11 protein-coding genes are annotated in these 13,715 nt (G+C 64.2%); 7 read left to right on the forward strand and 4 right to left on the reverse strand.

All coding sequences use genetic code 11. The features are described 5' to 3' along the window. Window positions 1-176 precede the first annotated feature (176 nt). Window positions 177-1,667, forward strand: a complete 1,491-nt coding sequence (locus tag ACZ2GY_RS15365; protein WP_277359303.1) for a SulP family inorganic anion transporter — start codon at window positions 177-179, stop codon at window positions 1,665-1,667. A gap of 18 nt (window positions 1,668-1,685) precedes the next feature. Here the strand turns inward: ACZ2GY_RS15365 and ACZ2GY_RS15370 are convergent, their stop codons facing one another. Continuing rightward, complete coding sequence (locus ACZ2GY_RS15370) at window positions 1,686-2,702, reverse strand: LacI family DNA-binding transcriptional regulator (RefSeq protein ID WP_471672362.1); 1,017 nt, start codon at window positions 2,700-2,702, stop codon at window positions 1,686-1,688. A 165-nt stretch (window positions 2,703-2,867) separates the two neighbouring features. Here ACZ2GY_RS15370 and ACZ2GY_RS15375 point away from each other — a divergent pair, with 165 nt between their 5' ends. The 5 genes from ACZ2GY_RS15375 (at window position 2,868) to ACZ2GY_RS15395 (ending at window position 9,467) form a co-directional block, all read left to right on the forward strand. Next, window positions 2,868-4,910: a beta-galactosidase gene (locus ACZ2GY_RS15375; protein ID WP_471672363.1), complete on the forward strand. Its 2,043-nt coding sequence runs from the start codon at window positions 2,868-2,870 to the stop codon at window positions 4,908-4,910. Next, window positions 4,910-5,854 (forward strand): carbohydrate ABC transporter permease, encoded by a 945-nt coding sequence (locus ACZ2GY_RS15380; protein ID WP_471672364.1) that lies wholly within the window; start codon window positions 4,910-4,912, stop codon window positions 5,852-5,854. The genes ACZ2GY_RS15375 and ACZ2GY_RS15380 overlap by 1 nt, the downstream gene beginning before the upstream one ends. Window positions 5,855-5,919: 65 nt before the next feature. After that, the gene (locus ACZ2GY_RS15385) at window positions 5,920-6,753 is read left to right on the forward strand and encodes a carbohydrate ABC transporter permease (RefSeq protein ID WP_056546600.1); all 834 of its coding nucleotides are present in this window, start codon (window positions 5,920-5,922) and stop codon (window positions 6,751-6,753) included. A 67-nt stretch (window positions 6,754-6,820) separates the two neighbouring features. Continuing rightward, window positions 6,821-8,152 carry an ABC transporter substrate-binding protein gene (locus ACZ2GY_RS15390; protein WP_277359298.1) on the forward strand — a complete coding sequence of 444 codons (1,332 nt, stop codon included), beginning with the start codon at window positions 6,821-6,823 and terminating at the stop codon, window positions 8,150-8,152. A gap of 232 nt (window positions 8,153-8,384) precedes the next feature. Continuing rightward, window positions 8,385-9,467, forward strand: a complete 1,083-nt coding sequence (locus tag ACZ2GY_RS15395; RefSeq protein WP_277359299.1) for a fatty acid desaturase family protein — start codon at window positions 8,385-8,387, stop codon at window positions 9,465-9,467. A gap of 77 nt (window positions 9,468-9,544) precedes the next feature. On the opposite strand, the gene ACZ2GY_RS15400 is transcribed toward ACZ2GY_RS15395, so the two are convergent. Beyond that, window positions 9,545-10,390: an HpcH/HpaI aldolase/citrate lyase family protein gene (locus ACZ2GY_RS15400; RefSeq protein WP_277359300.1), complete on the reverse strand. Its 846-nt coding sequence runs from the start codon at window positions 10,388-10,390 to the stop codon at window positions 9,545-9,547. 157 nt (window positions 10,391-10,547) lie between these two features. Here ACZ2GY_RS15400 and bcp point away from each other — a divergent pair, with 157 nt between their 5' ends. Continuing rightward, window positions 10,548-11,018: a thioredoxin-dependent thiol peroxidase gene (bcp, locus tag ACZ2GY_RS15405; protein WP_471672365.1), complete on the forward strand. Its 471-nt coding sequence runs from the start codon at window positions 10,548-10,550 to the stop codon at window positions 11,016-11,018. Between the two features lie 199 nt (window positions 11,019-11,217). Here the strand turns inward: bcp and allB are convergent, their stop codons facing one another. Then, window positions 11,218-12,561, reverse strand: coding sequence for an allantoinase AllB (gene allB, locus ACZ2GY_RS15410; protein WP_471672366.1), 1,344 nt, complete (start codon window positions 12,559-12,561; stop codon window positions 11,218-11,220). Next, a complete protein-coding gene (locus ACZ2GY_RS15415; protein ID WP_471672367.1) occupies window positions 12,558-13,703 on the reverse strand; it encodes a glycerate kinase in 1,146 nt (381 codons plus the stop codon). The genes allB and ACZ2GY_RS15415 overlap by 4 nt, the downstream gene beginning before the upstream one ends. Window positions 13,704-13,715 lie beyond the last annotated feature (12 nt).

Here is a 13,715-nt window from a genome sequence, read left to right on the forward strand (position 1 = left end):
AGTCCACAGTAGAGTTGAGGTCAGGCCCGGCCTCCCATCGCCCCGGTCGGAACTTTCCCTGTGCAGCGCTGCGCACTTCAAACCTGCATGAAGTCAAACCTGCATGAAGGCCGGCGCGCCTTCCCAACCTGTGAAACGGAGCCCAATTGGCCACAACGCTCGGCTCGAAGCCTACCCTGACGCCCGAACAGCGGCAGTCAGTCCTGCTGACCCTGAAGTCGCCGCGACTCCTGAAGACGGAAGTCCTGGCCGGGCTGGTTGTCGCCATGGCGCTGATACCCGAGGCTATTGCCTTCTCAATCATCGCCGGCGTTGACCCGCGGCTTGGGTTGTTCGCATCCTTCACGATGGCCGTGACAATTGCCTTCCTGGGCGGTCGACCGGCGATGATTTCGGCGGCAACCGGCGCAGTGGCGCTGGTCATCGCTCCGTTGGTGGCAAGCCATGGCGTGGACTACTTCATTGCCGCGGTCATCCTCGGCGGCTTGATCCAGGTGTTGCTGGCCGTGCTGGGCGTCGCAAAACTGATGCGGTTCATTCCGCGACAGGTCATGGTGGGCTTCGTCAATGCTCTTGCCATCCTGATCTTCATGTCCCAGGTGCCGGAGCTTCTCGGTGTTCCGTGGCTCGTGTACCCGCTGGCCGCCCTCGGCCTGCTCATTGTATTCGGGCTGCCCCGATTCACTACTGCCGTTCCCGCTCCTCTGGTGGCCATTGTTGTCTTGACTCTCATCACAGTGTTGGCGGCCGTCGTCGTACCAACCGTTGGCGACAAGGGTGAGCTTCCCGACAGCCTGCCGTCCCTCTTCATTCCCAACATTCCGCTGAACCTCGAGACACTGCGGATCATTTTCCCGTACGCACTGGCCTTGGCTCTCGTGGGGCTCCTGGAATCACTGATGACCGCGAAGCTGGTGGATGACATCACCGACACCCGCTCGAGTAAGACGCGGGAAAGCTGGGGCCAGGGCGCAGCCAATATGGTCACGGGCTTCTTCGGCGGCATGGGCGGCTGCGCGATGATCGGCCAGACCATGATCAACGTGAAGGCATCCGGTGCGCGCACCCGGATTTCCACCTTCCTCGCAGGAGTCTTCCTACTCATCCTGGTGGTGGCCCTGGGCGACATTGTGGCGATCATCCCGATGGCGGCACTGGTGGCGGTCATGATCTTCGTGTCGATCGCAACCTTCGACTGGCACAGCATCAAGCCGTCCACCCTGAAAATGATGCCGAAGAGCGAGACGCTGGTCATGGTGGTGACCGTGGTTGCAACCGTTGCCACCCACAATCTCGCGATCGGCGTCGGCGTCGGCGTGCTGACCGCGATGGTGCTCTTTGCGCGCCGGGTGGCCCACTTCGTCACTGTGGAGCGAACGGTCCTGGAACTGAACGGCGAGGAAGTCGCAACTTACGTAGTGGACGGGGAGCTGTTCTTCGCCTCCTCCAACGACCTGTACATGCAGTTCGAGTACGCACACGATCCGCGGAAGGTCATCATCGACATGCACGCTTCCCACCTCTGGGACGCGTCAACGATTGCCGTCCTTGACGCCATCACGGAGAAATACCATCACCACGGCAAGGAGGTCGACATCATCGGCCTCAACGATGCCAGCGTGCTGATGCGCGAGCGCATGGCAGGCAAGCTTGGCGGCGGCCACTGAGGTAGGTGCGGGTGCCCCTCAGGCGGACTCCCGCCACACCACAGAGGTGTTGAGCATCCGCACCTCAGCCTCGTTGCCCTCGATCTGGGCGAGGACAAGCTCTGCGGCCGCGCGCCCCAGCAGGTCCGCCGGCTGCTTGACCGTGGACAGTTGGGGCTTGCAGCGCAGTGCCCAACTGCTGTCATCAAAGCCAACTATCCCGACGTCGTCCGGCACCCGCCTGCCCTGCTCCTGCAGGGTGGCCATGGCACCTGCGGCCACCGCGTCAGAGGCGGCAAAAACGCCGTCGATATCCGGGCGCCTGCGCATGAGTTCGGCCATGCCGTCAGCGCCGGCAGCATAGGTGTAGAGCGGAAACTCAAGAACAAGATCCGGGTCGAATGCCGGCCCCAGCGCTGTCCGGAAACCCTCAAGCCGGTCCTGGCCGGAATCGCGGTCCAGCGCACACGCAATCATGCCCACCCGCGTCCTGCCGGTGTCCAACAACCGCCGCACAATTGTCCGGGCGGCTGCCACGTTATCGATCCCTACATATGGAATGTCCGGCGTGCCCGGCGGATGTCCGACAAAGGCAGCCGGAATCTTCAGGTTCCGCACCGCCGTCGCAATGGGATCGGAGGTTCGCGCAGAAATGATGACGGCGCCGTCCACAAGCCCGCCGCGCAGGTAGTCCGCTACCCGCTGGCTGTCCCGTGCGGTGTCGATGATCAGGGAGACCAGCTGGTAGTCCGCGGCGGAAAGCACCGAGTTGGCGCCGAGGAGGATCGATCCGATGTTGGGATCCTCGAACAACAGGGAGTGCGGCTCGTGGATGATGAGGCCGATAGCCCGGGACTCCTGCCGCACGAGGTTCCGGGCCGCCGAGTTCCGCACGTAACCGACCTGCGCGATAGCCGACTCCACGGCCATCTTCGCCTCGGGCGAGACGTACTTCTCCCCGTTGACCACACGCGAGACCGTCCCCCGGGACAGGCCCGCCGCGGAGGCAACATCATTGATTGTTGCCCGCCGGCGGCGAACGCGAGTGGAGTCCATACCGATACTGTAACGGAGCTGTCGAAGCGGTGGATCCGAATTAAAACGTTGACACGTCGGTGTGACGCAGACTACTCTGTGAACGTTCCCAGATTGAGCAGAACATCGCGCCTCGCACTTTCTGGGAACGTTCACAGAAGCAACAGCGAACAGTCAAGGAACTCCGTGCCGCCCAACACCTCGCCGATCACCCGACTCGCCCCCGACGGCGGTCTGGTGTTCGGCTGCGACTACAACCCGGAACAGTGGGACGAGGCCACGTGGGCCGAAGACATGCGGCTGATGCGCGAGGCCGGGGTCAACCTGGTGGCAGTCAACATCTTCGGCTGGGCGGAACTCCAGCCCGACGCCGAAACCTTCCATTTCGACCGGCTGGACGCCATTCTGGACCTCCTCCATGAGAACGGCATCGGCGTCAACCTGGGAACAGGCACCGCTTCCCCGCCGCCATGGCTCACCACGGCGCACCCCGGGATCCTTCCCGTGACGGTTGACGGCGCCACCCGCTGGCCCGGCGGGCGCCAGGCCTGGTGCCCCAGCTCCCCCGTCTTCCGGTCCTCTGCACTCACGCTGGTTGAAGCAGTTGCCCGGAGGTACGGCGCGCATCCCGCAGTGCGCCTCTGGCACGTATCGAATGAGCTCGGCTGCCACAATGCGCTGTGCTACTGCGACACGTCCGCCGCATCCTTCCGGCGCTGGCTGCAGGACCGTTACCTCACACTGGACGCCCTGAACACTGCGTGGGGTACGGCGTTCTGGAGCCAGCGGTACTCGGCCTGGGAACAAATCCTCCCACCGCGCACCCCGCACGCCACACCCAACCCCACTCAGGTCCTGGACTTCCGCCGCTTCAGCTCCGACGAACTCCTCGCGTACTACCGGGCCGAAGCAGATACCCTCCGCGCACACAGCACGCTGCCCGTCACCACCAACTTCATGGTCACCGCGCACATCCGCACCCAGAACTACTGGCAGTGGGCGCCGGAGATGGACTTCATCGCCAATGACCATTACCCGGACCACCGGCTCGAGGACCCCGTACAGGAGATCGCCCTGGCCGCTGACCTCACCCGCGGTCTGGCCCGGAACCGGCCCTGGATCCTGATGGAACACGCCACCAGCGCAGTCAACTGGCAGCCCCGGAATATCGCCAAGGCGCCCGGCGAGCTGCTGCGCAACTCCCTTTCCCACCTGGCCCGCGGTGCGGACGGCCTGTGCTTCTTCCAGTGGCGCGCCTCCCTGCAGGGCAGCGAGAAGTTCCACTCGGCCATGCTCCCCCACGCGGGCACGGACTCGAAGATCTGGCGCGAGGTCACCGAGCTGGGCGAGACGCTGGGCCGGTTGCGTGAAGTCGCAGGCAGCACTGTCACGGCGCGGGCAGCCGTGATCTTCAGCTGGGAGGCCTGGTGGGCCTGCGATTCGGACTCCCACCCTTCCGCCGACCTCCGCTACCTCGATCAGGTGCACGCACTCTACGGCGCGCTGTGGGATGCCGGCATCACCGCTGATTTCCTGCCGCCGGACGGCGACTTCACCGGTTATGACCTGGTGCTTGTCCCTGCCCTCTACCTCGTCACCGACGACGACGCCGACCGGATCACCGACTACGTCCGCAGCGGCGGCACCGCCGTCGTCTCCTTCTTCAGCGGCATCGTGGATGAAAACGAGAGGGTGCGCCCGGGCGGTTACCCCGGCGCCTTCCGCGACCTGCTCGGCATCCGCGTCGAGGAGTTCCACCCGCTGGCCGCCGGCCAGAAACTGCAGCTCTCAAACGGCACGACGGCGGCACTGTGGAGCGAAGCACTCCGCACCACAGGCGCTGAAGCCGTTCTCACCATCACCGAGGGTCACCTCGCAGGAACAGCTGCGGTCACCCGCAATTCCTTCGGGAACGGCGACGCCTGGTACCTGGGCACGTCGCTCGGCAAGGAAACCCTGCTGGAAGTTCTCAGCGATGCCGCCCGTTCGGCCGGGATCCCTGCCTCGGGGACGCGCGGCGTCGAAACTGTCGAGCGGGTATCCGGGGACGCACACTATCTCTTCGTCATCAACCACACCACGCACGACTACAAGCACCGGGTCACCGGAACTGAACTGGTGCTCGGCACGGAAGTTGCCGACGTCGTCGTTGTTCCGGCGGGCACCGTCCGCGTTGTACGCACTCATTCAACAGGCAGCACCGTATCAACAGGCAAGGAGGCCTCCTGATGGCTACCCTGGACCAGGCCCAGAACCCGCCGGGCACCAACCCGCCGGGCAACAAAAATTCCCGGCTTGTTTCGAACAAACGGCGCAGCACGCGCAAAGCAGTTGCCGTGTTCGTGGCGCCGTTCGCCGTGCTCTTCATCCTCTTCTACGCGGCACCGATCATCTTCGCGATCGTCCAGTCGCTCCTGGTAGTCGAGCGGGAGGGAACGTTCGGGGCACCGCAGCAGGTCTTCGGCGGATTCAGCCAGTACGCTCTCGTCTTCCAGGACCAGGCGTTCTGGGCCTCCGTCGGCAGGGTACTGCTCTTCGGCGTCGTACAGGTGCCGATCATGTTGGGCATGGCGCTGCTGTTTGCACTGCTGCTCGATTCGCCGCTGCTCAAGGGAAAGAAGTTCTTCCGGCTGGCATTCTTCGCTCCGTACGCGGTACCGGGTGTTATTGCCGCCATCATGTGGGGGTTTCTGTACTCCCCCTCGCTCTCACCGTTCAGCGCGGTCACCTCGGAAATCAACTTCCTCGACGGATCCCTGGTCCTGTGGTCCATCGCGAACATCGTCACCTGGGTGTACGTGGGCTACAACATGCTCATCATCTACGCGTCACTGCTTGCCATCCCCACGGAAATTTACGAGGCGGCACGGCTTGACGGCGCTTCCAACGCCCAGATCGCCTGGCGGATCAAGATCCCGCTGGTGACTCCCGCGATCATCCTCACCGGGGTGTTCTCCATCATCGGCACCCTCCAACTCCTCGCCGAACCCCAAACCCTGCGCAGCTTCAGCTCGGCGATCAGCAGCACCTACACACCGAACCTCGCGGTCTACACCACGGCGTCGATCCCCAACTACAACCTCGCCGCTGCATTCTCGGTTGTCCTCGCGATCGCCACCTTCATCCTCTCCTTCGTCTTCCTGAAGGCAACCCAGCGGAAGGTATCCCAATGACCACGGCAGCCGTCCCCCAGTCCGCTCCGGAGAAGCCGCGCTCCCGGGGCCCGCGCCAAAGCATCATGTCCCGCAGTGCAGCCATGCTCATCATGGGCGTCTTCACCCTGTACTTCCTGACCCCGATCTGGTGGCTATTGGTCACCTCGACGAAATCGGGCGGAGACATCACCGGGACGTCCGCGCTGTGGTTCACCCCCGATTCCGTTGCCACGTTCTTCACCAACATCACCGGCCTGTTCGCGTATGAAAACGGACTCTTCGTCAAGTGGCTGCTGAACAGTGCCCTGTACGCGGGGGTCGGTGCTTTCCTTGGCACCATCATTGCGGCGATGTGCGGTTACGCGTTGTCCAAATATGAGTTCAAGGGCCGCGAAGCCATCTTCAACGTGGTCCTCAGCGGAGTACTGGTCCCAGCCACCGCGTTGGCGCTGCCGCTATTCCTGATTTTCAGCGAAGTGAACCTGACCAACACCTACTGGGCGGTCTTCCTGCCCAGCCTCGTCAGCCCGTTCGGCGTCTACCTTGCGCGGATCTACGCCGCTGCATCGGTTCCCGGCGAGCTCCTCGAGGCTGCCCGGCTGGACGGCTCCGGTGAGGTGCGAACCTTCTTCACCGTCTCCAGCCGCCTCATGGCGCCGGCGCTGGTCACGATCTTCCTCTTCCAGTTCGTCACCATCTGGAACAACTTCTTCCTTCCGCTGATCATGCTCCGCGATCAGGCTCTCTTCCCGGTGACGCTGGGCCTATACGCGTGGAACAGCCAGATCAGCCAGATCCCGGAGCTGCGCACGTTTGTGATCATCGGTGCGCTCGTTTCCATCCTGCCTCTCATCATCGCCTTCCTCGGTCTGCAGCGCTTCTGGAGCAGCGGACTCGGTGCCGGAAGCGTCAAGTAACCAAGACCGCAAGAAACTGCCGGAGACACCCGTCGCCGGCACCGTCCATACACAAAGGAAAAACAGAATGCGTATGCATCACGGAAAGACCACCGCCGCCGTCGTCATGGTCTCCGCTCTGGCCCTCGCGGGCTGCGCCGGTGGAGGCGACAGCTCCGGCGCTCCCGAAGCAGCAGCGTGCGAGCCCTCGAGCGAGCCCGTGGAACTGACCTTCACCACGTGGGTTCCAGGCATGGACGAGGTGGTGAAGCTGTGGAACGAGGAGAACCCGGACATCCAGGTCGAGGTTCAGACCGGCCCCAACGGCAACTCCGGCACGTACCAGAACTTCTTCAACCAGCTGCAGGCGGGCAACGCGCCGGACCTCGGCCAGATCGAGTATGACGCCCTCCCGAACTTCCGTGTCCAGGACGGGCTCGAGAACATCGCCGCGTGTGAGGGCGTCGGTAATGCCGGGGACCAGTTCATCGACTGGACCTGGAACCAGGTGACCTTCGGTGAGGAAGACGCCGTCTACGCAATCCCGCAGGACAGCGGACCGATGGCCCTCTTCTACCGCGCGGACCTCTTCGAGCAGGCCGGCATTGAAGTTCCGACCACCTGGGAGGAGTATGCAACCGCCGCCGAGCAGATCCGTGAGGAAGGCGCGTACATCACCAACTTCCCGCGTTCGGATGTGAACTGGTTCGCCGGCCTCGTCTGGCAGGCGGGCGGCGAGTGGTTCAGCAGCGAGGACGACGGCTGGGAGGTCAACCTGACCGGCGAAGAGTCAACGCAGGTGGCCGAGTACTGGCAGGGGCTGCTCGAGGATGACCTCGTGTCCACCCTCCCCTCCTTCTCCGACGAGTGGAACGCGTCCTTCAACGAAGGCGACCAGTGGACTTGGGTCTCCGCAGTCTGGGGTACCTCGACGCTGCAGAGCGGTGCACCGGATACCGCGGGTAAGTGGGCTGTTGCGCCCATGCCGCAGTGGGACGCCGGCCAGAGTGCTGCAGGCAACTGGGGCGGCTCGTCCACCGCAGTCCTGAAGGGATCGGATCACCCGTACGAGGCCTCGCAGTTTGCACTGTGGCTGAACACCGATCCTGAAGCGCTGGCGCTGGCGAACGAGCTCGGCGGACTGTACCCGGCTGCGACGGCGGGAGCGGGCCTCGAAGCCTTCGCTGGTGAGTCCGAATTCTTTGGCGGACAGGCTGTCTATGACGTCTTCGCTGAAGCTTCCAAGAACGTCGACCCGGAATTCACCTGGGGCCCCACCATGACGCAGACCTACACGGACGTCTCTGACGGCTTCGGCGCTGCTATCGGCGGCGAGTCCACCCTCACGGAGGCGCTGCAGCGCGGTGAACAGCAGACCATCGACGCATTGAAGGCGCAGTCCATCCCGGTCATCGAGTAACCGCTTCCCCTTTCCGGGTCAGCCGTTCGCCGGCCTGCTGCACGCCTACCGTTAGTGACGGTCGGCGAGGCAGCAGGCCGGCGTTTTAGCGTCCGCGGTCGTGACGTTGAATAGTCAGCAGACTGCATATTTCCAGCGCACCATCAGGCAGCGCCTGTAGCATTGGAGGATCTTCGGGGAAATGGGGACCCTTTCACGGCTGGGAAGTCGATTCTCGACCTCAGGGATTTTTATGACCATCACTTCGCCCGCGCGCTCCGTCCGAGTTGCCAAACCGAACGACGTCGTTGCCTCCTACGCCACGCTGCTCAAGCAAGTGCGCAAGGAAGGCCTGCTGACCCGCAAGCGCGGCTTCTACATCTCGATCATGGTGCTTCTCGGCCTTGCCCTAGGGGCGGCCTGGACCGGTTTCGCACTGCTCGGTGACACCTGGTTCCAGCTGCTGATCGCTGGTGCACTGGGGGTCGTCATGACGCAGATCGCGTTCCTGGCGCATGAGGCGTCCCACCGCCAGATCTTCGCCTCGCGCGGCGCCAACGACTGGTCCGGTCGCATCCTCGCCGCCGGCGTCGTCGGAATCAGCTACCAGTGGTGGATGAACAAGCACTCCCGTCACCACAATGATCCCAACGTGGTGGGCAAAGATCCGGACATCGAGGTTGACACCATTTCCTTCCTGGAGGAAGACGCCGCCAAGGCCAAGGGGATCCAGGCCTGGATCACCCGCCGTCAGGGTTACCTGTTCTTCCCGCTCCTCACCTTCGAAGGCCTGAACCTTCACGCGCGCTCGATCGCCACCCTGTTCCGCCCTGGCGCAGTGCAGGGCCGCTGGGTTGAGCTTGCGCTCCTCGCGACGCGCTTCGGTCTTTACCTCGGCGTGTTGTTCTGGTTCCTGCCCGTCGGCATGGCGTTCGCGTTCATCGGCGTGCAAATGGCGGTCTTCGGCATCTACATGGGCGCCTCATTCGCGCCGAACCACAAGGGCATGCCGGTCATCCCGAAAGACAGCAAGCTGGACTTCTTCCAGAAACAGGTCCTCACCTCACGCAACATCCGCGGCGGCAACTTCATCAACAACGCGTTCGGCGGCCTGAACTTCCAGATCGAGCACCACCTCTTCCCCGACATGCCGCGCCCACACCTGCGCAAGGCAGCGGTGATTGTGCGCGAGCACTGCGAACGCCTCAAGGTCCCCTACACCGAGGTTGGTGTGGCGGCGTCCTACGGTGCGGTTGTCTCCTACCTCAACCGGGTGGGACTCGCGGCGCGCGATCCCTTCGATTGCCCCATGGTCAACCGGTACCGCCGGCGCTGATTCCACACCGCCATGACGACGACGGCGACCCTCACCCTTCGGTGAGCGGTCGCCGTCGTTGTCTGTGCTGGAGAAGGTCAGGCGTTCCAGAGTCCGTAGGAGTCCGCCAGCGAGGAGATTTTCTGGGCGCGGGCAAGCCGTGGCAGGTAGGAGCCATCCCCAACGACGGCGCCGGAGGCGTGGGCGTCGAGGAGCTCGTGCGCCCACTGGATCTCGGACTCGCTGGGCGAGAGCCCGTGGTTGATGGTGTCCGCGGCATCGGGGCGCAGGCAAAGCTTTCCGGTCATGCCCATCGATGCGGTGACCTTGCAGGCCTCCAACAGATCGTCGCCGAGGGCGCCAACCGTCGGTCCGTCGATCGGGCCGGGCAACTGCCCCACGCGGGAGGCGACCACCAGCTTGGCGCGAGCGTAGGCCAGAGCCATCGGGTCATCCGAAGCGCCGGTGTCACGGCGGAAATCACCCACTCCGAAGGCCAGGCGGAAGGTGCCGGGAGCGCTGGCAATGGCCGTAGCATTCTCGATGCCCAGCGCCGATTCCACCAACGCGAGCACCGGAGTGCCTGCCTGGAGCCGCATAGCAGTGTGCGTGACCTGTTCCGGCTTCTCCGTCATGGCAAGCATGACGCCGCGCAAACCCGGCGCCTTGGACAGCGCCGCAAGATCATCAGCCCAGTAATCGGTTTCAATACCGTTGACCCGAACCCAGGCCGTCATGCCGGTGGAGAGGGCCTCGACCACCCGTTCACGCGCCTCCGGCTTGGACTCCGCGGGCACGGCGTCCTCAATATCGAAGACCACCGAATCGGCCTCGGAGGCGAGCGCCGGCGCGAAGTTTTGTTCCGATGCCGCCGAGGCGAGCAGCCAGGAACGGGACAGCTTGGCGGGAAGCGCAGCAGCGCGGCTATTACGAAGGGGGGCCATACCTAGAACCTTACGCAACCGGCGTCGTCGTAATCCACCGTCCGGCCGGATGGAATGGTGAACACTACGACCAAAAAAGTCTTTTGACCGCTTCACCTGCGGAAACTAAGCTTTTCACAATACAGTAATGAAATATCACCAGACGAAAGAGTAGCGCATGAGTAATCAGCTTACGGTCGGAGATCCGGCCCCCTCGTTCACCCTTCCTGACGCTGACGGGCAGTCGGTCAGCCTCGCCGAGTTCCGCGACCGCAGCGTTGTCGTGTACTTCTACCCCAAGGCGGAGACACCGGGCTGCACCACCGAGGCCTGCGATTTCCGGGACAACCTCGCGTCGCTGCAGGGCGCGGGCTTCAGCGTCGTGGGCATCTCGCCGGATGGCCCGGAGGAGCTCGCCTCGTTTACCAGCAACCATGGGCTCGCGTTTCCCCTGCTCTCGGACGTGGACCATGAAGTCGCCAAGGCCTGGGGCGCATACGGCGAGAAACAGTTCAGGGGTGAGACCGTCGTCGGCATCATCCGGTCCACTGTTGTTGTGGGTCCGGACGGCACAGTGCAGCACGCGGAGTACGGCGTTGACGCGAAGGGCCATGTGGCGCGTCTGCGGGAGCAGCTGAACGTCGCCTGACTCCGTGTGGTCCAGCACTGCAAGAGGTAGTCCAGCAATGCAAAAGGCCCTCCCGCGGCGAAAGGGGGAGGGCCTTCTGCGTTCCCGGACGGACGTGCTAGCACCCTTCCGGAGTCTGTCGCATCGAGGAGGCGCTAACTACCTGCGCTCGCACGAGAGGTGGTTCTGCGCGCCCACTCGATGCATGTCCTGTGTCGGATCAGGCCGCTCCTCGGCGGAGCAGCCGACCCGTCGGCTTCTCGAGATCCAGTACCTCACCGCGGAGGTAGGTAGTGCGGACGATCCCGGACAAGGCCTTGCCCGCGTAGGGCGAGATGGGGTTCTTGTGATGGAGTTTGTTCACGTCCACCACGAAGGTGTCATCCGCTGCGAAAACGGAGAAGTCCGCGTCGTAGCCCAGCGCGAGCTGACCCTTGCGCTGCAGGCGGGCCAGCTTGGCCGGACGGGCCGACATCCACTCCACAACCCGCTCAAGCGGAATGCCTCGCTTCCGAGCCTCTGACCAGATCAGCGAGAGGCCGAGCTGCAGGGAGGACACACCGCCCCAGGCCACACCGAAGTCACCGTTCTCGAGATCCTTGAGGTCCAGGGTGGACGGCGAATGGTCGGACACGATGCAGTCGATCGTCCCGTCAATGAGCCCCTGCCACAGCAGCTCCCGGTTGGACGCTTCACGGATCGGCGGGCAGCACTTGAATGCCGTGGCCCCGTTCGGAATCTCCTCCGACAATAGCGTCAGGTAGTGGGGGCACGTCTCAACCGTGAGGTGCACGCCGTCGCGCTTGGCCGTTGCAATCATGGGCAGCGCGTCCGACGACGACAGGTGCAGGATGTGCGCACGAGCACCCGTCCAGCGGGCACGTTCGATGACCTCGGCGATAGCCACGTTCTCGGCACCGCGTGGGCGGGAGGCGAGGAACTTCGAGTACTGGTCCCCCTCCGCGGACGGTGCACGGTCAATGGAGCGCGAGTCTTCGGCGTGAACGATCATCAGGGAGTCGAAGGTCTTCAACTCCGCCATGTCCGTTTCCATCTCATCGGCCTCGAGATGCGGGAACTCGTCCACACCGGAGTGGAGCAGGAAGCACTTGAACCCGAAGACGCCCTCGTCATGAAGCGGACGCAGATCCGCTGTATTGCCGGGGATGGCACCGCCCCAGAAGCCGACGTCAACGAAGGACTGAGTTTCCGCCGCCGCACGTTTCTGCTCAAGCGCGTCCACGTTGACCGTGGGCGGGATGCTGTTCAGCGGCATGTCGATGATGGTGGTCACTCCCCCGGCAGCAGCAGCCTTCGTGGCGGACGCGAAGCCCTCCCACTCGGTGCGGCCGGGTTCGTTGACGTGCACGTGCGAGTCAACCAGACCCGGGATCAGCGTCTCATCGGGAGCGAGTTCGACCACCGTGGCGCCGTCGAGGGCGTTGCCCAGGGGCTCCATTGCCACAATGACGCCGTCCCGAACGCCGATTTCGCGCGGCGCGATCCCCGCCGTGGTCAGGATCCGCTCACCGCGGATAACGAGGTCGTATGTTTCGCTGCTCATGGCTTTCCTCCGTTTCCGGCCCCCACGCCAATGGAGGCGGCAATATTTTGCCCTACCTGCTCAAGCAATACCCCGGCGTTGGCGATGCATGTGCCGACGTCGGGCTCCAGGTCGGTCAGCGCGTACACGCTCTTGAACCCTGCCGCTGTGACCTGTTCATGAGTCAACGTTGTGCGCCCGCACACGGCAATCACCGGGATATTCCCGGCCGCCATGGCCACTCCCAGCGGGGTCTTGCCGCCGAGGCTTTGCTCATCCAGGCTCCCCTCGCCGGTGATCACCAGATTCGCACCGTCCAGCTTTCCGGAAAGTCCGGTGAGCTCCAGTACGACGTCGATACCCGGTCTGCGCTCGGCGTTCAGTACCGCAAGGGCTGCGTAACCGACACCACCTGCGGCGCCGGCACCAGGCGCCGCAGCCAGTGCGGCGGCACGCGGACCCAGTTCCTTCTCCAGCACCTCAACGAAGCGGGCCAGGGCCCCGTCCAGGTGAGCGACGTCGTCGGGCGTTGCTCCCTTTTGGGGGCCGAATACGGCTGCAGCACCGTTGGGGCCCAGGAGGGGATTGTCGACGTCGGACGCCAGGGTGAACACCACAGTGGCGAGCCGCGGATCCAGGTTGGACACATCAATCCAGGCCAGGTCAGCCAACGCCGCGCCTCCAGCGGGGAGCGCCGCGCCGGCGCCATCGAGCAAAGCGGCGCCGAGGCCGGTAAGCATCCCGGCGCCGCCGTCTGTGTTCGCGCTGCCGCCGACGCCCAGCACAATGCTGGTGCAGCCGGAGTCAAGCGCGTAGCGGATCAGTTCACCGGTGCCGAGACTGGTCGCTTCGCGGGCCCGCAGCACTCCGCCGGGGAGAACGGCAAGGCCGGACGCGAGCGCCATCTCGATCACCGCCGTCGAATCGCGAATGGCAATCGGAGCTTCGATCGGTTCGCCCGTCGGTCCGGAGACCGTAACCGTATGGCGGTCGAACCCGGCGGCGAGGGCGGCATCGAGTGTGCCCTCACCGCCGTCGGCCACTGGGACAGTGTCCACTGTGAGCGCCGGGTCCGCTGTCAGCAGCCCGGCACGCAGCCGTTCTGCCACCTCGGGAGCCGTGAGCGAGCCCTTGAACTTGTCCGGTGCAATGACGATTCGCATGACGCTATTGAA

The organism is Arthrobacter sp. KKT183 (genome assembly GCF_055657625.1).

Excerpts from the sequence above, each read along its gene's own strand:
- ACZ2GY_RS15370 (WP_471672362.1), bottom strand. The coding sequence starts at position 2,702 with ATGGACTCCACTCGCGTTCGCCGCCGGCGGGCAACAATCAATGATGTT.
- ACZ2GY_RS15380 (WP_471672364.1), top strand. The coding sequence starts at position 4,910 with ATGGCTACCCTGGACCAGGCCCAGAACCCGCCGGGCACCAACCCGCCG.
- ACZ2GY_RS15385 (WP_056546600.1), top strand. The coding sequence starts at position 5,920 with ATGTCCCGCAGTGCAGCCATGCTCATCATGGGCGTCTTCACCCTGTAC.
- ACZ2GY_RS15390 (WP_277359298.1), top strand. The coding sequence starts at position 6,821 with ATGCGTATGCATCACGGAAAGACCACCGCCGCCGTCGTCATGGTCTCC.
- ACZ2GY_RS15395 (WP_277359299.1), top strand. The coding sequence starts at position 8,385 with ATGACCATCACTTCGCCCGCGCGCTCCGTCCGAGTTGCCAAACCGAAC.
- ACZ2GY_RS15400 (WP_277359300.1), bottom strand. The coding sequence starts at position 10,390 with ATGGCCCCCCTTCGTAATAGCCGCGCTGCTGCGCTTCCCGCCAAGCTG.
- bcp (WP_471672365.1), top strand. The coding sequence starts at position 10,548 with ATGAGTAATCAGCTTACGGTCGGAGATCCGGCCCCCTCGTTCACCCTT.
- allB (WP_471672366.1), bottom strand. The coding sequence starts at position 12,561 with ATGAGCAGCGAAACATACGACCTCGTTATCCGCGGTGAGCGGATCCTG.
- ACZ2GY_RS15415 (WP_471672367.1), bottom strand. The coding sequence starts at position 13,703 with ATGCGAATCGTCATTGCACCGGACAAGTTCAAGGGCTCGCTCACGGCT.